The 23,828-nt window shown below is 69.5% G+C and carries 24 protein-coding genes; 8 read left to right on the top strand and 16 right to left on the bottom strand.

Annotated elements, in window-relative coordinates; translation table 11 throughout:
- The first annotated feature begins 76 nt into the window (after positions 1-76).
- On the top strand, positions 77-766 hold the full coding sequence (locus N536_RS0133180) for a hypothetical protein (RefSeq protein ID WP_029117549.1): 690 nt from the start codon (positions 77-79) through the stop codon (positions 764-766).
- On the opposite strand, the gene N536_RS0133175 is transcribed toward N536_RS0133180, so the two are convergent.
- The 8 genes from N536_RS0133175 to N536_RS40215 form a co-directional block, all read right to left on the bottom strand.
- Complete coding sequence (locus N536_RS0133175) at positions 756-1,346, bottom strand: hypothetical protein (RefSeq protein WP_029117548.1); 591 nt, start codon at positions 1,344-1,346, stop codon at positions 756-758. The two genes, N536_RS0133180 and N536_RS0133175, sit on opposite strands and share 11 nt — an antisense overlap.
- Before the next feature lie 32 nt (positions 1,347-1,378).
- Positions 1,379-2,470, bottom strand: coding sequence for an LLM class flavin-dependent oxidoreductase (locus tag N536_RS0133170; protein WP_029117547.1), 1,092 nt, complete (start codon positions 2,468-2,470; stop codon positions 1,379-1,381).
- 8 nt (positions 2,471-2,478) lie between these two features.
- A complete protein-coding gene (locus N536_RS0133165) occupies positions 2,479-3,504 on the bottom strand; it encodes an ABC transporter substrate-binding protein (RefSeq protein ID WP_036438467.1) in 1,026 nt (341 codons plus the stop codon).
- Between the two features lie 30 nt (positions 3,505-3,534).
- A complete protein-coding gene (locus N536_RS0133160; protein ID WP_029117545.1) occupies positions 3,535-4,272 on the bottom strand; it encodes an ABC transporter ATP-binding protein in 738 nt (245 codons plus the stop codon).
- Positions 4,269-4,997, bottom strand: coding sequence for an ABC transporter permease (locus tag N536_RS0133155; RefSeq protein ID WP_369798497.1), 729 nt, complete (start codon positions 4,995-4,997; stop codon positions 4,269-4,271). The genes N536_RS0133160 and N536_RS0133155 overlap by 4 nt, the downstream gene beginning before the upstream one ends.
- Before the next feature lie 203 nt (positions 4,998-5,200).
- Positions 5,201-5,908, bottom strand: coding sequence for a hypothetical protein (locus N536_RS0133150; protein WP_029117543.1), 708 nt, complete (start codon positions 5,906-5,908; stop codon positions 5,201-5,203).
- 78 nt (positions 5,909-5,986) lie between these two features.
- Entirely contained in the window at positions 5,987-7,225 is a 1,239-nt protein-coding gene (locus tag N536_RS0133145) for an alpha/beta fold hydrolase (RefSeq protein WP_369798496.1), read from the bottom strand.
- Between the two features lie 75 nt (positions 7,226-7,300).
- Positions 7,301-7,642, bottom strand: coding sequence for a hypothetical protein (locus N536_RS40215; protein ID WP_036438465.1), 342 nt, complete (start codon positions 7,640-7,642; stop codon positions 7,301-7,303).
- A gap of 122 nt (positions 7,643-7,764) precedes the next feature.
- Between N536_RS40215 and N536_RS0133135 the strand changes: the two genes are divergently transcribed.
- Positions 7,765-8,100: an RNA polymerase-binding protein RbpA gene (locus N536_RS0133135; RefSeq protein ID WP_029117540.1), complete on the top strand. Its 336-nt coding sequence runs from the start codon at positions 7,765-7,767 to the stop codon at positions 8,098-8,100.
- On the opposite strand, the gene N536_RS43670 is transcribed toward N536_RS0133135, so the two are convergent.
- From N536_RS43670 to cobN, 7 genes are all read right to left on the bottom strand, one after another.
- Positions 8,097-8,858 carry a polyprenol monophosphomannose synthase gene (locus N536_RS43670; RefSeq protein WP_029117539.1) on the bottom strand — a complete coding sequence of 254 codons (762 nt, stop codon included), beginning with the start codon at positions 8,856-8,858 and terminating at the stop codon, positions 8,097-8,099. The genes N536_RS0133135 and N536_RS43670 overlap by 4 nt on opposite strands.
- Positions 8,855-10,603, bottom strand: a complete 1,749-nt coding sequence (lnt, locus tag N536_RS40210; RefSeq protein WP_081809491.1) for an apolipoprotein N-acyltransferase — start codon at positions 10,601-10,603, stop codon at positions 8,855-8,857. The genes N536_RS43670 and lnt overlap by 4 nt, the downstream gene beginning before the upstream one ends.
- On the bottom strand, positions 10,596-12,200 hold the full coding sequence (locus N536_RS0133120; protein WP_029117538.1) for an amidohydrolase: 1,605 nt from the start codon (positions 12,198-12,200) through the stop codon (positions 10,596-10,598). Before N536_RS0133120 ends, lnt begins: the two co-directional genes overlap by 8 nt.
- Position 12,201: 1 nt before the next feature.
- Positions 12,202-12,687 (bottom strand): FxsA family protein, encoded by a 486-nt coding sequence (locus N536_RS0133115; RefSeq protein ID WP_029117537.1) that lies wholly within the window; start codon positions 12,685-12,687, stop codon positions 12,202-12,204.
- 49 nt (positions 12,688-12,736) lie between these two features.
- Complete coding sequence (locus tag N536_RS0133110) at positions 12,737-13,120, bottom strand: PPOX class F420-dependent oxidoreductase (RefSeq protein WP_029117536.1); 384 nt, start codon at positions 13,118-13,120, stop codon at positions 12,737-12,739.
- Positions 13,121-13,293: 173 nt separating this feature from the next.
- Positions 13,294-14,061 carry an ABC transporter permease gene (locus N536_RS0133105; RefSeq protein ID WP_036438488.1) on the bottom strand — a complete coding sequence of 256 codons (768 nt, stop codon included), beginning with the start codon at positions 14,059-14,061 and terminating at the stop codon, positions 13,294-13,296.
- A complete protein-coding gene (gene cobN / locus N536_RS0133100) occupies positions 14,058-17,630 on the bottom strand; it encodes a cobaltochelatase subunit CobN (RefSeq protein ID WP_197040287.1) in 3,573 nt (1,190 codons plus the stop codon). Before cobN ends, N536_RS0133105 begins: the two co-directional genes overlap by 4 nt.
- A 52-nt stretch (positions 17,631-17,682) precedes the next feature.
- Between cobN and N536_RS0133095 the strand changes: the two genes are divergently transcribed.
- The 3 genes from N536_RS0133095 to N536_RS0133080 all read left to right on the top strand — a co-directional run bounded on the left by N536_RS0133095 (position 17,683) and on the right by N536_RS0133080 (position 20,125).
- A complete protein-coding gene (locus N536_RS0133095) occupies positions 17,683-18,498 on the top strand; it encodes a helix-turn-helix domain-containing protein (protein WP_029117533.1) in 816 nt (271 codons plus the stop codon).
- Between the two features lie 10 nt (positions 18,499-18,508).
- Complete coding sequence (locus tag N536_RS0133090; protein ID WP_029117532.1) at positions 18,509-18,913, top strand: VOC family protein; 405 nt, start codon at positions 18,509-18,511, stop codon at positions 18,911-18,913.
- Between the two features lie 291 nt (positions 18,914-19,204).
- On the top strand, positions 19,205-20,125 hold the full coding sequence (locus N536_RS0133080; protein WP_029117531.1) for a TauD/TfdA family dioxygenase: 921 nt from the start codon (positions 19,205-19,207) through the stop codon (positions 20,123-20,125).
- A 10-nt stretch (positions 20,126-20,135) separates the two neighbouring features.
- On the opposite strand, the gene N536_RS40205 is transcribed toward N536_RS0133080, so the two are convergent.
- Positions 20,136-20,435, bottom strand: a complete 300-nt coding sequence (locus tag N536_RS40205; RefSeq protein WP_036438461.1) for a hypothetical protein — start codon at positions 20,433-20,435, stop codon at positions 20,136-20,138.
- A 155-nt stretch (positions 20,436-20,590) separates the two neighbouring features.
- Between N536_RS40205 and cobG the strand changes: the two genes are divergently transcribed.
- The 3 genes from cobG to N536_RS0133060 are packed head-to-tail and all read left to right on the top strand — an operon-like array spanning position 20,591 to position 23,814.
- Positions 20,591-21,706, top strand: a complete 1,116-nt coding sequence (gene cobG / locus N536_RS0133070) for a precorrin-3B synthase (RefSeq protein WP_029117530.1) — start codon at positions 20,591-20,593, stop codon at positions 21,704-21,706.
- 9 nt (positions 21,707-21,715) lie between these two features.
- Complete coding sequence (locus N536_RS0133065) at positions 21,716-22,342, top strand: precorrin-8X methylmutase (protein ID WP_029117529.1); 627 nt, start codon at positions 21,716-21,718, stop codon at positions 22,340-22,342.
- Positions 22,339-23,814, top strand: coding sequence for a precorrin-2 C(20)-methyltransferase (locus tag N536_RS0133060; RefSeq protein WP_036438459.1), 1,476 nt, complete (start codon positions 22,339-22,341; stop codon positions 23,812-23,814). Before N536_RS0133065 ends, N536_RS0133060 begins: the two co-directional genes overlap by 4 nt.
- The last annotated feature ends 14 nt before the right edge of the window (positions 23,815-23,828 follow it).

Below are 23,828 nucleotides of genomic sequence, written 5' to 3'. Positions count from 1 at the left end.
ACCAGACGGTAGCGAAGAATGCCCATGCTCGACGCGCCTGACGGAATGTCACCGGTTCGACCGCTAGCCTGGCCGGATGCGGATGGTTCTGATCGTGGCGACGTCTGCGCTGGTGGCGGGCTGTTCGGCGACCGCGGGAGACGAGCAACGGCCCTCGTCGGCGCCCACCACGTCCTCGCCCTCCGCCACGGTCTCGACGATCTCGAAGGCGCCGGGCACGCGCACGTCCGCACCCAATACGCCGCCGGCCACGGGGACGGCGATCGCCGACGTCATCCGCTGGATCGAGGCGGCCCGGCCCGCCGACGTCGGCGCCTACCACTCGGTGACGCGCGACGGCGTGACGACGGACCTTGGCGATCAGGTCGCGTTCATCACCGCGGGCACCGAGACCAACTGCCTCACCAACCGCTACCAGGACGGCGCACTTTCGTGCCTCGTGAAACTGACCAACCCACCGCCCCGTCCGCCCGGCATCGAAACCGGATGGAAGAACAACTGGGTGGACTTCGTAGGCACCAGCGTCGACGTCGGATCGCCACACGGTGATCCCGGGCCGTTCGGCGACGGCACGGGCGCCGAACTTCCGTCCGGCCAGTCCCTGGCGTTCGGCGACTACCGCTGCCGCGCCGACGCGGGCGCGGTGTTCTGCGTCAACTATGCGCACCAGACGGCGGTGAAGCTGTCCGCGGCGGGTGTCGGGGGTTTCGGATGCCTTCGGGAGGCCACACCGCCGGCCGGCATCGGCCTGCGGCTCAGCTGCTGACGGCCCCGTCGGTCGGGTGGATGCGTGCGCGGACCCGCGCCGGGTAGGACTGCGTCATCCCCACCGCGCCGACGAGCACGACGATCGGGACCACCCAGTTGGTCCAGTCCCGGGTCTCCGGAGCCTTGGCGGCCGCGAAGCCGAGCACAGCGATCAGGGCGAACACCAGCGCCCACATCAGCGTCAGCACACGATTGGTCTGCCTGAATGCTGGCTTCTCCCAGTCCTCCAACGGCGGCGACAGCCGGGCGTACTGCTCGGTGAACGGCGTGAACGCGAGCGAACCGAGGGCCATCGCCGCCAGCACGCCGCTGGACAGGGTCGTGGAGTACGTGTCCATCCAGTCCCGGTCCACGGCGCCGACGATCATGGCCACGGCCGTCACGCCGACGAAGAATATGACCGTCACCATCTCCAGCAGCCGCGGCCCACCGAAGCCCATCGACACGCCGAGGATCACCGCCGACAGCACCGCGCACAGCGAGCCGTACAGCCACGTGCTCGGCCCCTCTGCCACCACCCAGTAGATGATCCACGGGGCGAATCCCACCACGGGGCTGCGCTCGAACCAGTCGTCCACGCCTCAGCTTGACATCCAGACCGCCCAGTTGGTTAGGCGACACCCTTCTGCTTGAGCAGCGGGAGCACGCCCTCGGCGAACCAGTACGCCTCCTCGAGGTGCGGGTAGCCAGACAGGATGAACTCGTCGAATCCGACCGAGTGGTATTCGTAGATCAAATTGGCCACCTCTTCGTGGCTGCCGACCAGCGCGGTGCCCGCGCCGCCGCGCACCAAGCCGACACCGGCCCAGAGGTTGGGGTAGATCTCGAGTTTGTCCAGCCGCCCGCCGTGCAGCGCCGTCATCCGACGTTGTCCCTCGGATTCCGACTTCGAGTGCAGCGCAGTCGCCTTCGCCACCTGATCTTCGGTGAGCTCCCCCACCAAGTCGTTCGCGACGGCCCACGCAGCGGCCGACGTGTCGCGACTGATGGTGTGCAGCCGGATGCCGAACCGCACCGTGCGGCCGCGCGCTTCGGCGAGCTTGCGCACCTGGTCGATCTTCGCCTTGGCGGCCTGCGGCGGCTCGCCCCAGGTCAGGTACACGTCCACGTACTCCGCCGCGACGGGCAATGCGGCCGGCGACGAGCCACCAAAGTAAATGGCGGGCAACGGATCCGGCGGCGCCGACACGCGGGCGTCCTCCACCGTGTAGTGGTCGCCCTTGAAATCGACGGAGTCCTGGCGCCACACCGAGTTCACGACGTGTAGGAACTCGGCCGTGCGGGCGTACCGCTCGTCGTGGCCCAGCCAGTCGCCGAAGCGCCGCTGCTCCACGTCGTCGCCGCCGCTGACGATGTTGAGCAGCACCCGCCCCTCCGAGAAGCGTTGCAGCGTCGCGGTCTGCTGCGCGGCCAGCGTCGGCGGCACCAGACCGGGCCGGAACGCGACGAGGAACTTCAGCCGCTCGGTCTCGGCCAGCAGCGCCGCCGCGGTCAACCAAGCGTCCTCGCACCAGGTTCCGGTGGGCGTCAGCACGCCCTCGTACCCCAGCCGGTCGGCAGCGCGGGCGACCTCCGCGAGGTAGCGCCGGGTGGGAGCGCGGTAGTTGTCGGGCAGGGTGTGGTGCGACGAGGCGTGTGACGCGCCGACGATCGATCGGCTGTCACCGTTGGTGGGCAGGAACCAGAAAAATTTGGCAGGCACGAATACTCCTAGTTGGCGCTGATCAGCAGGGGACGCAGTGCGTCGTTGTAGCGGCGGTCGACCCAGTCGGCGAATTTCGGCGCTGCGGCGATCTGACCGGACTCGGCGAACAGGTCGGCGATCTTCTGCTCCGAGGCCACCACCGCGTCGTTGAGTTCGGTGGGCTTGCGCAAGCTGCGGGACTGAGCCACCTGGGCCACCTTGAGGTCAAGACCCACGGCGGCCGCATAGCTCTTGGCCCACTCGTCGGGATGGTCCTGAGCCCACCGGGCGGCCTTCTCGAACCGAATCAGGAAGTCCTCCAACGCGGTGTTGCGCTTGGCGTCGGCAAGCGCCTGGTCCGACGCGATGCCGAACCAGTAGCCGTTGGTGACGTCCTTGGCCTGCCCGATGCTGCGCACCGGGAGCTGCGCGGCGGCCTGGGCGGTGTAGGGATCCCAGATGGCCCAGGCGTCGGCCTCCCGCTGGGTGAACGCCGACAACGCGTCGGCGGGCTGCAGGAACACCAACTGGACGTCGGCGGGAGTGAGTCCCGCGTTCTTCAGTTGGGCCAGGATGTGGCCGTGCGCGGAACTGCCCTTGCCGACCGCGATGCGCTTGCCACGCAGTTCGGCGATGGACGTGATGGGTGAATCGGCGTGCACCAGCACCTGGTCGCCGTTGCCCCCGCCGTTGTAGGCGGCGACGACCTTTACCTTCGCGTTGGACGCGGCGCCGAAGATCGGCGGCGTGTTGCCGGTGATCGCGAAGTCGATCTTGCCCGCAGTTGCGGCCTCGACCTGGGGCGGGCCGGAGGTGAACGTCGAGAACGCCACCTTGTAGGGCAGACCGTCCAACGCCCCGGCGGCGCGCAGCAGCGCTTCCGTTCCGCCCTTCTGATCACCGACTTGCAGTGTCAGGTCGGACAATTCGGTCAACGGCACGGTCGCCGGCGCCTCCTTGGCGCCCGAACTGTCCTGCCGTGACACACATCCGGTCAACAGCAGGGCGAGCACGGCGATTACGGCGGCGAAGGTTCGCCACATTCGGGGCATGACTGTCCTCGTGGGTCTTGTTATCTCGGTTTAAATCTGGACGCCGAGCTTGTCGAGTAGTTCGGCGCGGTAGCGGCCGGTGTCGGCCGACGGATCCGATGGCGAGCGGCGCGGATCGTCGATGGTCAGCGTATGCACGACACGGCCTTCGTCGAGCACCACCACCCGGTCGGCAAGTGCGACCGCTTCGTCGACGTCGTGGGTGACGAGCAGCACGCCGAACCCGTGTTCCCGCCACAGCTCGAGCAGCAGCGCCCGCATGCTCAGCCGGGTCAGCGCGTCGAGCGCACCGAACGGCTCGTCGAGCAGCAGCAGTTCCGGCTCGGCGACCAACGCCCGGGCCAACGAAACACGTTGAGCCTGACCGCCGGACAACGTGAGCGGCCAGGCATTCGCGCGGTCGGCCAGACCCACGTCGGCCAGTGCACGGTCCGCGCGGGCCACGGCTTCCGACTTCGACAGGCGAATGCGGGTCAAGCCGTAGACGACGTTGGTCCGCACGTCGCGCCACGGAAACAGCCGCGGCTCCTGGAACGCCAGTGCGGGCGACCCGGCCACCACCCGTTCGCCGGTGTGGTCGGTCGACAGGCCAGACAGCACCCGCAGCACCGTCGACTTGCCCGAGCCGCTGCGGCCGATGAGCGCGACGATCTCGCCCTTGCCGATCTGCACGGACACGTCGTCCAGGACGTGATGCCCGCCGTACCACTTGTCGACGTGGCGCAGCTCGCCCGCGGAAGCGGTCCGGCGTTCGGAGGTGATCGTCATGAGCGGTACCTCAGGGCTCGTCGTTCCAGGGACCTGACGACGGCGTCGGTGCCGATGCCCAGCAGGGCGTACACGATCAGGCCGAAGATGATGACGTCGATGCGCAGGAAGTCGCGGGCGTTGTTGATCAGGAAGCCAATCCCCTTGTCGGCGTTGATCTGCTCGGCGACGATCAGCGTGAGCCACGCGATGGCCAGCGACTGACGCAGCCCGACCAGGACCTGCGGCGCGGCACTCGGCACGATGATGGTGCGGAACCGCTGCCAGAACGAGAAGCCAAGTACCTGAGCGGTTTCGAACAGCTTGGGATCGACCTGGCGGATCGCCGAGAACGTATTCAGGTACAGCGGAAAGCTCACCCCGAGCGCCACCAGCAATACCTTCGGCAGCTCGCCGATGCCGAACCACAGGATGAACAACGGAATCAGGCCGAGGTGCGGTAGCGCGCGAACCATCTGCATCGGCGGGTCGACGGTCGCCTCGAACCAGCGGGACAACCCCACCGCCGTGCCGAGCGCGACGCCGATCAGTCCGCCGAGGACCAGGCCTTCGACGACGCGGACACCCGACACGCCCAGCGCGTCGGCGAGTTGGCCGTTCTCGATGAGCTCGACTCCAGCCGCCGCGATGAGCGACGGGGCGGGCAGGACGTCTTGTGAGATCAGACCGATCGCGCTGCCCAGCTGCCACAGTGCTAGCAGCACGATCGGCGACGCCAGTCGGATCAGGGCCCACTTGCGATGCCGCAGGCCGACTTTGGCCGTCGGCGAGGCCACCGTGGTCACGGCGGCGGATTCGACGGGAGTGGTCACGATGCAGCGACGCTACGCAGCGGGGCGCAGGGCGGGAAGGGTTCGACTCTCGCTGATGCAAACGGAACAGCCCTGCCGGCGTAGCGCCGGCAGGGCCGTTTGTGGTGCGGTGGTGGTTAGCCGAACCGCGTGTTGCCCGTCACCAGGTCAGCGGTCACCTGCTTGCCGTTGATCTTCGATGTGAGCTTGCGGTTGGAGAGATTGACCGACTGGTCGGCCTGCTGCAGGATCCGCTTGTTGCGGATCTGGTTCTGGAACTGAATCGCGTTGAGCTGCTGGAGTTCGGCCTGCTCGAAGTCGCGGCCGGTGATGCCGCCGTTGAACTGCACGCCGGTGACGGAGCCGTCAGGCCGCACGATCCAAGAGGCGCGCACGCCGTCGAGGGCAGCGGTGTACATGCCCGCAGGATCGGAGACGGCCGAGGCGGTGAAGGTGTAGTCGACACCGTTCATCGTCAAGTCGCCCTTGACGTCCGAGCCGGTGAACGAGGCCTTCAGGTTGTCGCGGAACTTCGAGGTGATGTCGATCGCGCCGTCGGCCTGGTTGCCGAAGAACCACGCCTCGTCGTCGACGCCGTTGCAGGCGTAGGCGGTGATCTTGTCGCCGTCGACGGAGATGCCGATCGTCATCTTCTTGCCGTCCTTCTCCGTGTCGGCCATGTAGCGGGCCGTCTCGGGGAAGGGCGCAGCCGTCGCGGGCGCCTCCGAGGACGACGCCTGCGATGACGTCGCCTCGGTGGACGTGCCACTCGAGCAAGCGGAGAGGGCGCCCAACGCGATCATCGCGCTAGCACCGATGAGCAGGGTGCGGAGGTGTTTTCTCATGTGACCAGCATGGATGGCGGCAAGCCCCGGCACATGAAGATTGTGTGGAGATTGCATGGAGATCCGAAGTGCGCGCGCTCAGGCGGAGAGGAACGTCTCGAGTTCGGCGGAGAAGACCTGCCACGCCGGCTCGACCTCGGTGAGCAGATGGTTGTTGCTGGACAACGCCACCAGCCGGGAATCGGGGATCAAGGCGGCCAGCTCCTCGCCGTACCGCATCGGAACCCGGTGATCGTCACGCGAATGCATGATCAGCGTGGGGCACGCCACCTGTTCGGCGAGATCGCGCACGTCGATGCGCGCGAACTCCTCGAGGAACCGGACCGCGTTCTCCGGGGACGTGGTGCGGCGCTGCAGATGATCGAACGCCTCCCAATCCGCGCGGGTGCCGTCGGGCAGGAACTGTGCGGCGAACACCTGCCGGAACGCGGGATCGTCGCGACCCCACCCGACTCGGGCGAGGTCGAGATCCAATGCGGCAGCACGCTTTTCTGCGTCGTCGACGGCGCGCACCAGGCGCCCCCGGGCATACGCGCCGCACAGGATCAGCTTCGTCACCCGTTCGGGGTGGCGCGCCGCGTACGCGACCGCGACCGCTCCGCCCTGCGAAACCCCCAGCAGCGGGAAGCGATCGAGTCCCAGTGCCTCGACCACCGACTCCAGGTCGGTCACCCAGTCGTCGAACGTGAAATCGTTTGCTTCCCAATCGGATAGCCCGCAGCCGCGCTCGTCGTAGCGGATGAACGTGTGGTTGGCGGCCAGGTCGCGGACCCAGTGCCGCCAGACGGGACTCTCGATGTCGTAGCCGAGGTGGGTCATCCAGTTCGCGGCGCGCACCAGCGGCGGCCCCTCCCCCGCGACCGCGTACGCCAACCGCACGCCGTCGGCCGCCCGGCAGAAGGCGATGTGCTGACGTGGCAGCGGCGCGGGTTCCGGCACCGTGGGCGGCGGCGGCGGGGCGTCGGCGGCCAGGGTGCCGACGAATTGGTAGCCGCGGCCGCGGACGGTCCGGATGTAGCGCTGCAACTCGCCGTCGTCCCCCAGCGCGTGCCGCACCGCCTTGATGCGGCTCGTCAGCGCCGCCTCGCCGACGAACCGGCCGCCCCACACCGTGTCGAACAATTCTTCCTTGGTGACGAAACGGTCGTGGTTGCTGACGAGGTGGGTCAGCACGTCGAAGACCTGCGGCTCCACCCGGATCGTCTCGCCGTCGCGACGTAGTTCGTAGCGGGCGGTGTCCAGCACGAAGTCGTCGAACCGCCACACCCGTCCCGACGGGGCGCGTTCGGGGGTTGACTCCGTGGGCGACAGGGTCACGTCGTTCCGATCTCGTCGGTTGGCTTGGCCATCATCCTAGCTGTGAGGGCACTGTGCAGCGGCGATCCCGGCAGGTCAGCGCCAGCCGTCGGCCGCCTTGGCCGCACGGATCAGCGCGTCGCACAGTTTCTCGAGTTCCTGACCGTCGGCGCCCTCGGTGACGGCCGTCGCGACGTCCTCGGCGGCGCACCGGACCTCGAAGACCCGGTCGGACAGCGCGGCCGCCTCTTCGGCGCTGAGCACCACGGAATCGGGTGCCAGTGACGTGCCCTTGACCACGGCCCGCTGCTCGTAGGCGCGCTGCCGACACGATTGGCGGCAGTACTGCCGCCGCCTGCCCACGCCTGCGTCGGATACGTCGCGGCCGCACCAGCGGCAGGGCTGCGTCCGACTGCGTCGTCTGGTTCCGGCTTCCACGGGACCCGACTCTAAACCGCTGGCAGCGTCGTTCCCGGTATCATGGGGTTCGAGTCGGGAACTTCGCGTGGATCGAACGCGTTGTTTCCCCGGACCAATCGCATGACGAGGAGATGTTGACGATGGCTGATCGTGTCTTGAGGGGTAGTCGCCTCGGAGCCGTGAGCTACGAGACCGACCGCAACCACGACTTGGCGCCGCGTCAGGTCGCCCGCTACCGCACCGACAACGGGGAGATCTTCGAGGTTCCGTTCGCCGACGACGCGGAGATCCCGGGTACGTGGCCGTGCCGCAACGGCATGGAGGGCGCCCTCATCGACGGTGACGTGCCCGAGCCCAAGAAGGCGAAGCCGCCGCGCACCCACTGGGACATGCTGCTGGAGCGCCGTTCGGTCGAGGAGCTCGACGAGCTGCTCAAGGAGCGCCTCGACATCATCAAGACGCGCCGTCGCGGCTAGCGGACCACGCCGCGGGCGCGATCGAGGCGCCCGCGGACACCCCACTCCGCGACCTTGAAGATCGCCTCGCGGATGTTGGATCCACTCATCTTGGATTGACCAAGCTCACGCTCGGTGAACGTGATGGGCACCTCGGCGACGACGAACCCGGCGCTGATGGTTCGCCAGGTCAGGTCGACCTGGAAGCAGTAACCCTTCGAATCCACGGCGCTCAGGTCGATCTTCTCGAGCACCTCGCGCCGGTAGGCGCGGTAGCCCGCGGTGATGTCGTTGACCTTCACGCCGAGCAGGATCCGCGAATATCCGTTGGCCGTACGCGAGAGCACCATCCGCCGCCTCGGCCAGTTGCGGACCGCGCCGCCCGAGACGTAGCGCGAACCGATCGCCAAGTCGGCACCCGCGTCGACGGCGTCGAGCAGCCGGTACAGCTCCTCAGGGGCGTGTGAGCCGTCCGCGTCCATCTCCACCAGCACGGTGTAGCCGCGGCCCAGCCCCCAGGTGAACCCGGCGAGGTAGGCGGCGCCGAGACCGGCCTTGCTGACGCGGTGCATCACGTGCACCCGGTCCGGGTCGGCCAGCGACAGTTCGTCGGCCAGTTCACCCGTGCCGTCGGGGCTGCCGTCGTCGACGATCAGGACGTGGACGTCTGGGCGCGCGGCGTGCACGCGGCCGACGATCAGCGGCAGATTGTCCCGCTCGTTGTAGGTCGGAATGATGACCAGCGTGCGCTGACTCGGGCAGTCGCCACCCATGGTCATGTCGCTCCTTCGTCGCAGCCATCGCCGTTGGTCGCCTTCTTCCGGCGACGCACGAAGCTCCCATTGTGCAGCATCGCCGCGAACACGGACGCAACACCGATGCCGACGAGTAGTCCTTGCACGATCGGACCCCACTTCGTTGCCGGGGTCAGCCCGGACTTCAGCCGGACCTGATTGTCCAGGTAGGCGGGTTCGAAGAACGCGGTTCGGGCCAGCTCGTGGCCGTCCGGTGCGATCACCGCGCTGATGCCTGTGGTACCCGCCACCACGGTGTAACGGTCGTGCTCGACGGCGCGCAACCGCGCGAAGGCGAGCTGCTGCGCGCTCATCGCCTCATCGAAGGTGGCGTTGTTGCTCGGGACCGCGAGCAATTGCGCACCGTTGAGAACGGATTCCCGCGCGGCCCGGTCGAAGATGACCTCCCAGCACGTGGTGACCCCGATCGGGACGTCGGCGGCGGTCACCACGCCACTGCCGGTGCCAGGCACGAAGTAACCCGCCCGGTCCGCGTACGACGACAGGTGCTTGAAGAAGCTGCGCCACGGCAGGTACTCGCCGAACGGCTGCACGATCTGCTTGTCGTGCCGCTCGCCAGGGCCGTTCTGGCCGTCCCACACGATCACCGAGTTGGTCGACACCGGGTTGTCCGGGCTGTATCCGGGTGCGGCGAGCACCGCACCGACGAGGATCGGCGCATGCACCGCGGCGGCGGCCCCCGAGATCAGCTCGGCCGCGTCGCGGTTGCGGATCGGGTCGATGTCCGACGAGTTCTCCGGCCAGATCACGACCGCGGGTTGCGGCGCCCGCCCCGCCCGCACGTCCTCGGCCAGCCGCATGGTCTCGCGAACGTGGTTGTCGAGCACCGCCCGCCGCTGGGCGTTGAACTCCAGCCCCAGCCGCGGCACGTTGCCCTGCACCACCGCGATGGTGACGCCCGGGTCGTCGCCCGCTCCCAGCCCCGACCGACGCACCGCGGGGCCCGCCAGCGCCACCGTCAGCAGGACGACCACGATGCACACGCCGGGCACGACGACGGCGGGCGGCGCGTGGGTGTGGGCAGGCCGGCCCCACCAGCGCACGACCTCCATCACGATCGCCGTCGCGCTGAACCCGATCAGCACCACGGCGAACGACACCAACGGGGCGCCGCCGAAGTGTGCGATGGACAGCAACGGCCCGTCCGCCTGACTGAATCCGACTACGCCCCAAGGGAATCCACCGAACGGCACCGTCGACTTCAGCCATTCCGCGAGCGCCCACACTCCCGCGAACCACAGCGGCCAGCCGGGCAGCCGCCGCACGGCGACGGCCGCGATACCGAACAGGCCGGGGAAGAGGGCTTCCATGGCCGAAAGGGCGAGCCACGGGAACGCCCCGACCAGCCCGCTGATCCAGGGCAACAACGGAACGTAGAACGCCAGACCGAAGAGGAACCCGTAACCGAAGCCGCCCGCCGGCCGGGTGTCCGGGTGGGTGAACACCCACGCCAGCAACGCGAAGGCGACGAACGACAGGTACCACCAGCCGAACGGAGGAAAGCTGAGGCACAGCAGCAGGCCCGCGCCGATCGCTGCCGACAGGCGCAGTGCCCGGGGCTCCAACACCTTCCGCAGCCGTGCGGTCACCCGAGCGGCCCGGCTGGCGGGCACCGCGGCGTCGGTCTCGGCGGCGTCGGTCTCGGTGGCGTCGGTCTCGTCCGCGTCGGGCTCCTCGACGTCGGAGCGGTGGTGCTTCGCGTCAGCCATGGACGACGGCACCCCGGTGCACCGTCTGGCGGCACGTCGGCAGCGCATCGTCGGCGCCGAGTCGGGGCAGTGCGGGTACCCGGGACCGCGGATCGGTGGACCAGCGCTGCACGGTGTCGGCCGGTGCGGCGACCTCGAGGCCCTCGGGGCCGCCGGGAAGATCCCACACCGCGTAGGAGGCCGGCGCGCCCGGCGCCAGGGTGCCGGTGACGCCGTCGTGCACGCCGGCGGCGCGCCAGGAGCCGCGGGTGGCGGCCGCGAACGCCGCCCGCGCCGAGATCGCGCTGCCCGTGGTCTGGTGCCGTATCGCCGCGCGCACGGTTGCCCACGGATTCATGCTGGTCACGGGGCTGTCCGAACCGAAGGCGAGTGGCACGCCTTGGGATGCTAACAGGGCGAACGGGTTGAGCAGCCGAGCTCGGTCGACACCCAGGCGCTGGGCGTACATGCCGCCCGCGCCGCCCCACGTCGCGTCGAAGTTCGGTTGCATGCTGGCCACCACGCCCAGCGCGCCGAGGCGGGCGGCCTGTTCGGCGGTCACCATCTCCAGATGCTCCAGCCGGTGGCCACACCGGGCGATCGCGGGTGGGCCGAACCGTTCGGCGACGCGGTCCAGCGCGTCGACCACCGCCGCTGCGGCGGCGTCGCCGATGACGTGGAATCCGGCCGTGATCCCGGCCTCCGTGCACGCGCCGAGGTGCGCCTCGACGGCGTCGCCGTCCAGATAGGCGTTTCCGCACGTGTTCGGGGCGTCGGCGTAGGGCTGGTGCAGCCACGCGGTGCGCGAGCCGAGCGCACCGTCGACGAAGAGATCGCCCGCCAACCCGTGCGCGCCGGTCTCGGCGAGCAGGGCCCGCGCGTCGTCGGCCGTGCGCACCGCCTCGCCCCAGTAGCCGACGATCTCGACGCCGTGCTCGAGGGTACGCAGCGCGTGCCAGTCCTCGATGCCGCCGATGTCGGGGCCGGCACACTCGTGCACCGCGACGATTCCCGAACGCGCCGCGAGGTCCAGCGCGGCGACACGCGCTTGACGTAACTGATTGGGCGTCAACATCTCTCGAGCCGCGGCCCGGACCAGGTGATGGGCATCCGCGGTCAGCGGAAGCTGGTCGACGTAACCGCTCGCGCTCGCCAGGCCCGGTACCAGCCGCCGCAGGCCGGTCGACGCGACCGCGGAGTGGACGTCGATGCGGGCCAGGTAGGCAGGCCGCCCGCCGAGCACCGCATCGAGCTCGTCGGTGGTCGGGGGCACGCGCCGCGGCCAGTCGGTTTCGTCCCAACCGTGCGCCCAGACGGGGCCGTCGGGATGGCGTCGCGCGTAGTCGGCGACGAGGCTCAGCAGATCCTCCAGCGAGGCGGCGGCGCGCAGGTCGAGGCCGACCACGGACAACCCCGTCGCGGTGACGTGGACGTGGCTGTCGACGAATGCGGGGGCGACGAAGCCGCCTTCGAGGTCGACCACGTCGGCGTCGGGAAACTGCGCCCGCCCGACGTCGTCGCTGCCGAGCCACGCCACGACGCCATCTCTGACGGCCATTGCCGTCGCATCGGGCATGGCCGGACTGTGTATCCGGCCGTTGGCCAGCAGCGTCGTCAAGCTAGTCGGTGTGCCGCGGCAAGGGGCGCGGGTCGACCTCGGTGACGTCGTCCGTCACGTCCAGGACTTCGCCGTCGATGTAGTCGCCCCGCCCGGGCCGGTTCGGCATGGCGCCCACGGTCGTGACGACCATCGGCATCCGGAGCAGTCCGCGGGCGGCCAGCGCCGCAACCGCAGGCCGTGCCAGCGCGCGGGTGGGCGGCAGCAGCAGCACGACGCCAAGCGCGGAGGTCACCAACCCGGGGACGACGGTCAGGACGGTGCCCAGCGCGACGAGGAAACCGTCGGACAGGGCGCCGCGGGGCGTGGCCAGCCCCGACTGCAGCCGTTGGACCTGCCGCTTCACCTGCGAACCGGCCAACGCCAACCCGAGGGCAAACGTGCCAACCAGAAGCAGCACGGTCCAGCCGAAGCCGAGGGTGGACGCGAGTGCCACCACCACCGCCAGTTCGACGAGGACGTAGACGAGGAACAGCCGCATAGCCATGTGGTTTCAACGCTCGAGGGGGCGCACGGGTTCCTAAGACCCCGATCGCTCAGCTCACCGGCTCGAGCTGCACCGTCACGTTCTTCTCCATCCCGCCGCGGAGCTTCGAGAAGAGGTTGAACGTCTTGCCGAGCAGGCCGTAGCGCTTGCCGATCGCGTCGTAGGTGGCGCCGTTGGCGGACTTGTCCAAGATCGTTGCCTTCGCCTCGACCGCCTCGCCGGTGGGCTTGCCGGCTCGAGTGCACGTCGCGATGGTGACGCGTGGAGTGTTGCGGATCCGCTTGACCTTCCAGGACCCCTCCTGGGTGATGGCCACCAGCCGGTCACCGTCGGGGGCGGCCCAAATGGCGGTCGGCTTGGGCCTGCCATCCTTGGTGAACGTGGTCAACAGGATGTACTCGGACTTCGCGACCTCGGCGAACGTGACGGGCATGCGGCCCAATGTAGCGTCCACGGGCGGCGTCCCAGTAGCGGCCGGATGACCATGGTTGAAATTGCCCGGCTCTCAGCGACTTTCCCAGATGTCGCGGGTTCGCGACGCGAGAAGTCGCGGCAAGGTGGGCAAACGTGGGTGCCTCTGCTCGGGTGACGGGTGTGGCGCCAGCCTCAATCTCGCGACGATGCACCCCGGGCGGCACGGGCGATACGGCCCCGGGCAACCAGTTCGCCGGTCACCGCGACACCGCAGACCTGAGCCAACAGCAGCGAGGCGAGCACCAAGACCTGTACCGCCCCGGCCTGCGCCGCCGACCCCGTTGCCAGCAGCACCCCGACGAACGCACCCGGCAGGGTGACGAGACCGGCGGTGCGGGTTTGGTCGAGGTTGGGCAGCAGCGCGTCGGACAGCGGGCGTTCGATCACCTCCATCCGCGCGTCGCGGTCGGAGAACCCAAGGCTCAGCGCGGCTTCGACCTCGCCGGCGCGAAGGCTCAGTTCATCGAGGGCACGCCGGGCGGCGATGGCCGCGGCCGTCATCGTTCCCCCGAGGACGATGCCAAACACCGGTACCAGCGCGACACCGGTCATCGGCACGACGCGGGACAACAGCAGCAACGGTATGACGGCGACCATCCCGACCGCGAGAGCCGCGGCCAACCAATACGCGCCACGCGTGGCCTGACTGCGGCGGCCCGCGGTCAGCGCTGCCACCGCGAACATCACGGCGAGCACCAGGGCAGACGACCACAGCCGCGACATCGCCGCAGCGAGCACCGTGGCGATCGCCGCCAGTTGAACGGCCGCGCGAATGGCCGCCACGGGGGCCGGCCACAGCGAGCCCCTCAGGGCGAAACGCGAGACGAGGCCCGCCGCCACGGCCATGACCACACAGACGACGACGAGCGTCGGGCTCAGCAGTGGTTCGGAGTTGGTCAGCCTTCCAGGTCCCCTTCCGTTTCCAGCAGGACCTGACGCAATCCGTCCAGCGTCGCCGGGTCCGGCTCGGCCCACATGCCGCGGCCCGATGCCTCGAGCAGTCGCTCGGCCATACCGTGCAGCGCCCACGGATTGGATTCGGCCATGAACTTGCGGTTCTCGTCGTCCAGCACGTACTCACCGGCCAGCCGCTCGTACATCCAGTCGGCCATCACGCCCGCCGTCGCGTCGTAGCCGAAGAGGTAGTCGACGGTGGCGGCCATCTCGAACGCACCCTTGTAGCCGTGCCTGCGCATGGCGGCCATCCACCGCGGGTTGACCACGCGCGCACGGAACACCCGGGTGGTCTCCTCGGACAGCGTGCGGGTGCGCACAGCGTCAGGACGCGTGTTGTCACCGATGTAGGCGGCCGGGTCGCGGCCGGTCAGCGCGCGCACGGTCGCCACCATGCCGCCGTGGTACTGGTAGTAGTCGTCGGAGTCGGCGATGTCGTGCTCGCGCGTGTCGGTGTTCTTGGCCGCCACGGCAATTCGGCGATATTGCCGGTTCATGTCGTCGGTCGCTGCCGCGCCGTCGAGGCCGCGACCGTAGGCGAAGCCACCCCACGCCGTGTACACCTGCGCCAGGTCGGCGTCGTCGCGCCAGTTGCGGCTGTCGATGAGCTGCAGCAGCCCGGCCCCGTACGTGCCGGGTTTGGACCCGAAGATCCTCGTGGTCGAGCGCCGCTCATCGCCATGCTCGGCGAGGTCGACGTGAGCGTGCGCGCGGACGTAGTTGACGTCGTCGGGTTCGTCGAGTCCGGCGACGAGGCGAACCGCGTCGTCGAGCATCGTCACCACGTGCGGGAAGGCGTCGCGGAAGAAGCCGGAGATCCGCACCGTCACGTCGATGCGGGGGCGGCCAAGTTCGGCCGGTTCGATGGCCTCGAGGTCGACGACGCGGCGCGACGCTTCGTCCCACACCGGCCGAACACCCAGCAGTGCAAGGACTTCGGCGATGTCGTCACCGGCGGTCCGCATCGCCGACGTGCCCCACACCGACAGTCCGACCGAGGCCGGCCACTCACCGTGATCGGCACGGTACCGCTCGAGCAGCGAATCAGCCAGGGCCACACCGGTTTCCCACGCAAGCCGGGACGGCACCGCCTTGGGGTCGACGGAGTAGAAGTTGCGTCCCGTGGGTAGCACGTTGACCAGACCGCGCAACGGCGAGCCCGACGGGCCCGAGGCGATGAAGCCACCGTCGAGGGCCCGCAGAATCTGGTCGATCTCGCACGAGGTACCCCGAAGTCGCGGCACCACCTCGTCGGCGGCGAAGCGCAACACCGACGCCACTGCGGGATCGGCGGTGATGCGGTCGACGGCCGCGGCGTCCCACCCGCTGTCCTGCAGGGCGGCGACCAGCGCACGGGCACTCTCCTCCGCGGCGTCGACGGCACCCCGGGCGTCCGAGCCGTCCTCCACCAGGCCCAGCGCCTGCCGCAGACCCGGCACCGACTGTTCACCACCGAAGAGCTGGCGCGCCCGCAGAATGGCCAGCACCAGGTCCAGTTCGACGTCATCGCGAGGCGCCTGACCCAGGACGTGCAGCCCATCGCGGATCTGGACGTCCTTGATCTCGCAGAGCCACCCGTCGACGTGCAGGAGCATGTCGTCGAACGTGTCCTCGTCGGGACGGTCCTCGAGGCCGAGGTCGTGGTCCATCTTGGCGGCGCGCATGAGCGTCCAGATCTGCTGACGGATCGCGGGCAGCTTGCCGGGATCGAGCGCGGCGATGTTGGCGTGCTCGTCGAGCAGCTGTTCCAATCGTGCGATGTCGCCGTAGGTTTCGGCGCGCGCCATCGGCGGGATGAGGTGGTCGACGAGGATGGCGTGCGCCCGCCGCTTGGCCTGCGTGCCCTCACCGGGGTCGTTGACGAGGAACGGGTAGATCAGCGGCAGGTCTCCGAGCGCCGCGTCGGTGCCGCAGCTTGCGGACATGCCGAGGGTCTTGCCGGGCAACCACTCCAGGTTGCCGTGCTTGCCGAGGTGCACCACGGCGTCGGCCCCGAATCCGGCGTTCAGCCAGCGGTAGGCGGCCAGGTAATGGTGACTCGGCGGCAGGTCCGGATCGTGATAGATCGCGACGGGATTCTCGCCGAAGCCGCGCGGCGGCTGGACGAGGATCACGACGTTGCCGGATTGCATTGCGGCGATGACGATCTCGCCGTCGGGGTCACGGCTGCGGTCGACGAACAGCTCCCCCGGCGGCGGCCCCCAGTGCTTCACCACCGCGTCGGTGAAGTCGCCGGGCAGCGTCGCGAACCACGCCCGGTAATCCTTGGCCGACATCCTGATCGGGTTTCCGGTCAGCTGACCCTCGGTCAGCCAGTCGGGATCCTGACCGCCGCGTTCGATCAGCGCGTGCACCAGAGCGTCACCGTCCTCGGCGTCGACGCCCGGGACGTCACCGATCACGTAGCCGGCGTCGCGCATCGCCCGCAGCAGCGCCACCGCGCTGGCAGGGGTGTCGAGGCCCACGGCGTTGCCGATCCTGGCATGCTTGGTGGGATAGGCCGAAAACACCAGGGCGACACGCTTGTTGGGGGCAGCGATCTGCCGCAGGCGGGCGTGCCGGACCGCGAGGCCGGCCACCCGTGCGCAGCGCTCCGGGTCGGCAACGTACGCGATCAACCCTTCGTCGTCGATCTCCTTGAACGAGAACGGCACCGTGATGATTCGGCCGTCGAACTCCGGAACCGCCACCTGGGTGGCGACGTCGAGCGGACTCATGCCGTCGTCGTTGTCGCTCCACTGGGCGCGTGAACTGGTCAGGCACAGCCCCTGCAGGATCGGGATGTCCAGCGCCGCGAGATGCGCGACGTTCCAGGTGTCGTCGGCTCCGCCTGCCCCCACCGCGGCCGGTGTGGCACCGCCCGCCGCCAGCACGGTGGTCACCATCGCGTCGACGGTGCCGAGAAGCTCGAGGAGTTCGGGCTCGGCGGTGCGCAACGACGCGCAGTACACCGGAACCGCGACGCCCCCCGCGTGCTCGATGGCCCGGCACAGCTCCTCGACGTAGCCCGTATTGCCCGCGAGGTGCTGAGCGCGGTAGAAGAGCACCGCGATGCGCGGTCCGTCCGTGCCGCCCCCGGCGCGCTCCAGCACACCCCACGTCGGGGTCGTCACCGGCGGACCGAAACCGAAGCCGGTCATGAGCAGGGTGTCGCAGAGGAAGCCGTAGAGCTGACTCAGGTTCGTCACGCCGCCCTGCGCCAGATAGACGTGCGTCTGCAGTGCCACGCCTGCCGGGATCGTGGAATGGCTCATCAGCTCGGCGTCCGGCGTCACCTCGCCGCTGACGACGACGGTCGGCATGCCGGAGGCGACCACGGCGTCGATGCCGTCCTGCCAGGCCCGGTAGCCGCCGAGGATGCGCACGACGGCGACGTCGGCCCCGTCCAGCAGCTCCTCGAGTTCGCCGGGCACCAGCCGCGACGGGTTCGCCCACCGGTAGCCAGTCCCGGCAGCGCGGGCGGTGATCAGGTCGGTGTCGGACGTCGACAGCAGCAGGACGGTGGGATCTGGCACCCACCATTCGTACCGCACCCGCGATGCGGCGCCGCGGACTAGCGTCGGGACGGTGAGCGCGACGTTCGCAGCGGGCACACCTCACCCGTCGCTACGCGACGTGGTGCTGCGCTACGTGGGCTTCGAGGAACGGACCGCCCAGCCCGTCGTCATGCGCGAGCTGCCGTGTACGTTCGTGCCGATCATCATCGACCTCGATGCGGGCTGGACCGTCGACCACGGGCCGCAGCCGATGCGACTCCGGTCGTTCATCGCGGGCATCACCGATGGGCCGGTGCTCGTCGGTCACGACGGTTCGGCGCGCTGCCTGCAGGTCGACCTGACGCCGCTCGGTGCCCGCAGGCTGGTCGGGATTCCGATGAGCGAACTGGCGAACCGGACCGTGCCGATCGACGACGTCCTCGGCAGGTTCGGTCGTGAACTCGTGCAGCGGGTCGGCGAGGCGCCCGACTGGCCGACCCGGTTCGCGTTGCTCGACGACGCGCTCCTGGCGCGCCTCGACGAGGTGCCGGCCGTCGACCCCGGTGTCGCATGGTCGCTGCGCCGGATCACCGACAGCGGCGGCGCGGCGACGATCGGCGACCTCGCCGACGAACTGGGGTGGAGTCACCGACGGCTGATCGCGCGCTACCGCGACACGGTGGGACTACCGCCGAAGCTCGTCGCACGGATCGTGCGGTTCGAGCGGCTGACCGCTCGACTGACGGCGAGCCCGGCGATCGACTGGGCCACGGCCGCCGCCACGTGCGGCTACTTCGACCAGGCCCACCTGGCCCGTGAGGTGCGCGAACTGGCCCGCATCACGCCAACCGAGTTGCGCGCGCAGAGAGTAAATTCCGTCCAAGACAGCCGAGTGCCGTCGGCCTAGCGTCGACCGCATGACCGAGACAGTGACGCTCAACGGAGCGGTACCGATACTCCCCTACTCCGAACCCCGCACGGCGATCGGCTGGCTGGAGCGCGCCTTTGGGGCCGTCGCGACGGCCGTCCATCCTCCCGACCCCGACCAACCGCTGAAGCACGCCGAGGTCAGGATTGGCAACGGCCTGGTGATGATCAACGACGCCGACCGCGACGCCGGCAGTCCCTTCGCGTTGCCCGGGCCGGTGTTGTTGTACGTCGTGGTCGACGACCCCGACGCGTTGCACGACCGCGCCGTCGCGGCGGGCGCCGAGATCGTCATGGGACTCACCGATCAGGACTACGGCTCCCGCGAGTTCGCCGCACGGGATCCGCACGGCAACGTGTGGAGCTTCGGCACGTACCGGCCGAGCCTTGGCTAGTTGGAGCCCCAGCGGTCGTGCCAGGTCTGCGGGTAGGGCAGGCCGGCTGCCGCGATGAGCAGCGCCACCAGAACGGTGAATGCGATCAAGGTGAACATCGTCGTTCCCTTCTTGTGGTGTCTTGTTTGACACACGTCGAGTAGTCCTGAAGCTACGTCCGAACGGTCCCGCTGTGATCGATTCGTGTGACAAGGAACACTGTGGTGCGCAGTGTGACGCCGGTCACTCTGGTTCGAATCGCAGGCATTTAAACCGTGGTTGCGGGCCCGCCGATGCTCCACCATGCAATTCGTGGCCAACTTCCCCAGCATCGTGAAACTCGGCGCGAACATCGGCGCCCGGATCGACGGAGTACGCCTCGGCGGCGACCTCACGGACGCGACCGTCAAGGTGATCAATGACGCCCTGCTGACGCACAAGGTGATCTTCTTCCGCGACCAGGACCATCTCGACGACGACGGGCAGGTCGCGTTCGCCAGACGCCTCGGCATCCCGACCACCGCACACCCCACGGTGACGTCGCGGGGCGACCGGGTGCTGCCCATCGACTCCAGCTACGACAAGGCGAACAGCTGGCACACCGACGTGACGTTCGTCGACCGGATCCCGAAGGCATCGCTGCTGCGCGCGGTGACCCTGCCCGAGTACGGCGGCACCACCACGTGGGCGTCGACCGAGGCCGCGTACGACCAGCTGCCCGCGCCGCTGCGCGCGCTCACCGAGAACCTGTGGGCGGTGCACACCAATCAGTACGACTACGCAGGCGGCTACTACGACGAGAAACTCGCGGATCTGACCGCGGAGGAACGCAAGTACCGCGACGAGTTCGTCTCGGAGTACTACGAGACCGAGCACCCCGTGGTGCGCGTGCACCCCGAGACCGGCAGGCGGGTCCTGCTGCTCGGCCACTTCATCAAGCGGTTCGTCGGACTGGGGAGCACCGAGTCGACGGCGCTGTTCCAGCTGCTGCAGAGCCGGGTCACCAAGCTGGAGAACACCATTCGATGGTCCTGGCTGCCCGGCGACCTGGCGATCTGGGACAACCGCGCCACCCAGCACTACGCCGTGGCCGACTACGACGACCAGTACCGCAGGCTCAGCCGCGTCACGCTGGCTGGCGACGTTCCCGTCGACGTCTACGGCACGCCGAGCCGCGTGATCGCGGGCGACGCGTCCCACTACTCCGACGTCGTCGTGCCGTTGGCGGGTTGACCGCCGGACATCACAGCCGGGACATCTCGCGACTCATCGCGGCGTACTCCATGAAGGAGTTGCGCCGCTGCGGGTAGTGCCGCGGCGTGCGCCGGTCGTCGCCGGAGGTGTCCGCGTCCTTCGCGGTCGCGAAGATCCGCCCGATCGCCGTCCACCACCGCGTAGCGCTCCGTCGCGGCAGTACGGCGGCGGCGGTCGCGAACATGACCTCTTGCTCAGTGATCAGAACGGGTGCGGCCCCCTCGACTTCCGCACCCGTTCTGATCACGTCTTGGTGCGCCAGTTCCGGCGACAGGATCAGTTCAGTCATCGTTCTCTCCTTGCCCTCGTGTCGATCACGTGACCGCTGGAGCTGCTGTCCGACTGATCACGGAGCAAACGTATTTCTAGGGCTGCGCCCGGGCACGCGTAGTGCGCTACTCGAATCACGGGTAGGCGACTACTACTCCTATGCTCGGAGACGACATGACGAGGGTTCGCGACGACGACGCCTGCCCTGGCGCACTTCAGGTGCACCAGGCGGCCGACGGGGCGCTGGCGCGGATCCGGCTGCCCGGCGGAATGATCTCGGCAGGCCAGCTGAGCGCGCTGGCCGTTGCTGCGACCCGGTTCGGTTCGCAGGCAATGGAACTCACCTCCCGTGGCAACGTCCAGATCCGCGGCCTGACCGATCCTGACGCGCTGGCCGACGCGGTGGCGACCGCGGGGCTGCTGCCGTCGCCGAGTCACGAACGGGTGCGCAACGTCGTCGCCTCCCCACTGACGGGGCGTTCGGGCGGCAACGCGGACGTGCGGGATGCGGTGCTCGGCCTCGACGCGGCAATCCAGGCCAGCCCGAAGCTGGCCCACCTCCCTGGCCGCTTCTGGTTCGCCGTCGACGACGGCCGCGGTGACGTGTCCGGGATGGGCGCCGACGTCGGTGCCCACCTGCTCACCGCTGACCGGGCCGCCCTGCTGGTGGCCGGCGTCGACACCGGTGTCCGGGTGCCTTCGGCGGACGTCGTCGAAACCCTCATCGGCATCGCCGAGACCTTCGTGGACATTCGCGGAAGCGCCTGGCGGACCACCGAACTCGCCGACGTGGAGCCGCTGCTGACCGGATTGACCCGCTCCGCCGACCCCGGAACCCGGTGGCCGGCGGTGACGACGCCTCCAGTCGGCTGGATCGAGCAGGACGACGGCCGGGTGTCGCTCGGCGCTGCGGTGCGACTCGGCGTGCTCGAGGCCCGCGTCGCCGAGTTCCTCGCCGCCATCGAGGCGCCGCTGGTGATCACGCCGTGGCGTTCGGTGCTGGTCTGCGACCTCGACGAGGGCGTCGCCGACGTCGCCCTTCGCGTACTGGCGCCACTGGGGCTGATCTTCGACGCGGGCTCGCCGTGGCTGTCGATCAGCGCCTGCACCGGAAGCCCCGGCTGCCAGCACGCCGTCGCCGACGTCAGGGCCGACGCGGCGCGCGCGGCCACCGACGGAGCCGCGTCGGGACACCGCCACTTCGTCGGGTGTGAGCGGGCGTGCGGCAGCCCGCCCGACGGCGAGGTGCTGGTGGCGACCCCGGACGGCTACCGGCCACGTCACCCGTAGGGTGATCGCGTGCTCGACTACATCCGCGACGCCGCCGAGATCTACCGGCAGTCGTTCGCGACGATCCGCGCGGAGGCGGATCTGACGCGCTTCCCCGGCGACGTCGCCCAGGTCGTGGTCCGGCTGATCCACACGTGCGGGCAGGTCGACGTCGCCGAACACGTCGCCTACACCGACGACGTGGTCGCCAAGGCACGTGCCGCACTGGACGCGGGGGCACCAATCCTGTGTGACTCGTCGATGGTGGCTTCGGGCATCACCCGCTCCCGTCTGCCCGCCGACAACGAGGTGGTCTCGCTCGTCGCCGACCCCCGCGCGGCTGACCTCGCCGTCCGGTTGGGCAGCACCCGGTCGGCCGCCGGCGTCGATCTGTGGGCCGACCGCCTCGGCGGCGCGGTGCTGGCGATCGGCAACGCACCGACCGCACTGTTCCGGCTACTGGAACTGCTCGACGACGGCGCGCCGGCCCCGGCCGCCGTACTCGGCGGCCCGGTCGGCTTCGTCGGATCCGCCCAGTCCAAGGAGGAGCTCATCGCCCGGCCGCGCGGAATGTCGTATCTGGTGGTGACCGGCAGGCGCGGGGGCAGCGCGATGGCCGCCGCGGCCGTCAATGCGATTGCGAGCGAACAGGAATGATGTCTCGAGGCACGCTATGGGGCGTCGGGCTGGGGCCTGGTGACCCCGAATTGGTGACGGTCAAGGCCGCGCGGCTGATCGGCGCGGCCGACGTCGTGGCCTATCACAGCGCTCGGCACGGACGCAGCATCGCCCGCACCATCGCCGAGCCCTATCTGCGGTCCGGCCAACTCGAAGAGCACCTCGTCTATCCGGTGACCACCGAGACCACCGACCATCCCGGCGGCTACGCCGGCGCGCTCGAGGACTTCTACCGCGAGGCAGCGGACCGCATCGCCGTCCATCTCGAGGCCGGCCGCAACGTGGCCCTGCTCGCCGAGGGTGACCCGCTGTTCTACAGCTCCTACATGCACATGCACAACCGGTTGACGTCTCGGTTCGACGCGGTCATCGTGCCGGGGGTGACGTCGGTGAGCGCGGCGTCGGCCGCCACCGGGACGCCGCTGGTGCAGGGCGACGAGGTGCTGACGATCCTGCCGGGGACGCTGCCGCCCGACGAGCTCCGGCGCAGGCTCGCCGATACCGACGCGGCGGTGGTGCTCAAACTCGGCCGCTCCTATCCCGCCGTGCGAGAAGCACTTTCCGCCGCCGGACGGTTGGATCAGACGTTCTACGTAGAGCGCGCCAGCACGGCCGCGCAGCGGGTGCTGCCCGCAGCCGACGTCGACGACGCCTCAGTGCCCTACTTCTCGCTGGCGATGCTGCCCGGCATGACGCAACGTCGTGCAGAGTCCGTCGGCAGCGTCGCCGTCGTCGGCCTCGGCCCCGGCGACGTCGAATGGATGACGCCGCAGTCCCGCCGAGAGCTCGCCGCCGCCACCGACCTGATCGGGTACGGCCCGTACCTCGACCGGGTCGGCGCCCGCGACGGCCAGACCCGGCACCCGAGCGACAACACCGATGAGCCTGCCCGCGCACGGCTGGCCTGCACGCTGGCACAGCAGGGGCATGCGGTGGCGGTGGTGTCATCGGGTGATCCCGGCGTGTTCGCCATGGCGACGGCCGTGCTAGAGGAGGCCAAGCAGTGGCCCGGCGTCGACGTGCGGGTGATCCCCGCGATGACCGCCGCGCAGGCCGTCGCAAGCCGCGTCGGCGCGCCGCTCGGCCATGACTACGCGGTGATCTCGCTGTCCGACCGGCTCAAGCCGTGGGACGTCATCGCCGCCCGGCTGACTGCGGCCGCCACCGCCGACATGGTGCTGGCGATCTACAACCCCGCGTCGAAGACCCGAACCTGGCAGGTCGGCGCCATGCGCGACCTACTGCTGGAACACCGCGACGCCAGCACGCCGGTGGTCATCGGCCGCGACGTGGCGGGCCCCGGCGAGCGGGTCGAGGTGGTGCGCCTGGCCGATCTCGATCCCGCCAAGGTCGACATGCGCTGCCTGCTGATCGTCGGCTCGTCGCAGACGCAGTGGCACTCGAGTGACGGCGGCGACCGCGTCTTCACCCCGCGCCACTACCCCGGCTGAGCGTTGCTCTGACC

The sequence above is a fragment of the Mycobacterium sp. URHB0044 genome, assembly GCF_000620625.1.
Lineage (GTDB): Bacteria > Actinomycetota > Actinomycetes > Mycobacteriales > Mycobacteriaceae > Mycobacterium.
Note: the sequence above shows the minus strand (reverse complement) of the source record. Positions and strands in the feature narration are given on the sequence as shown.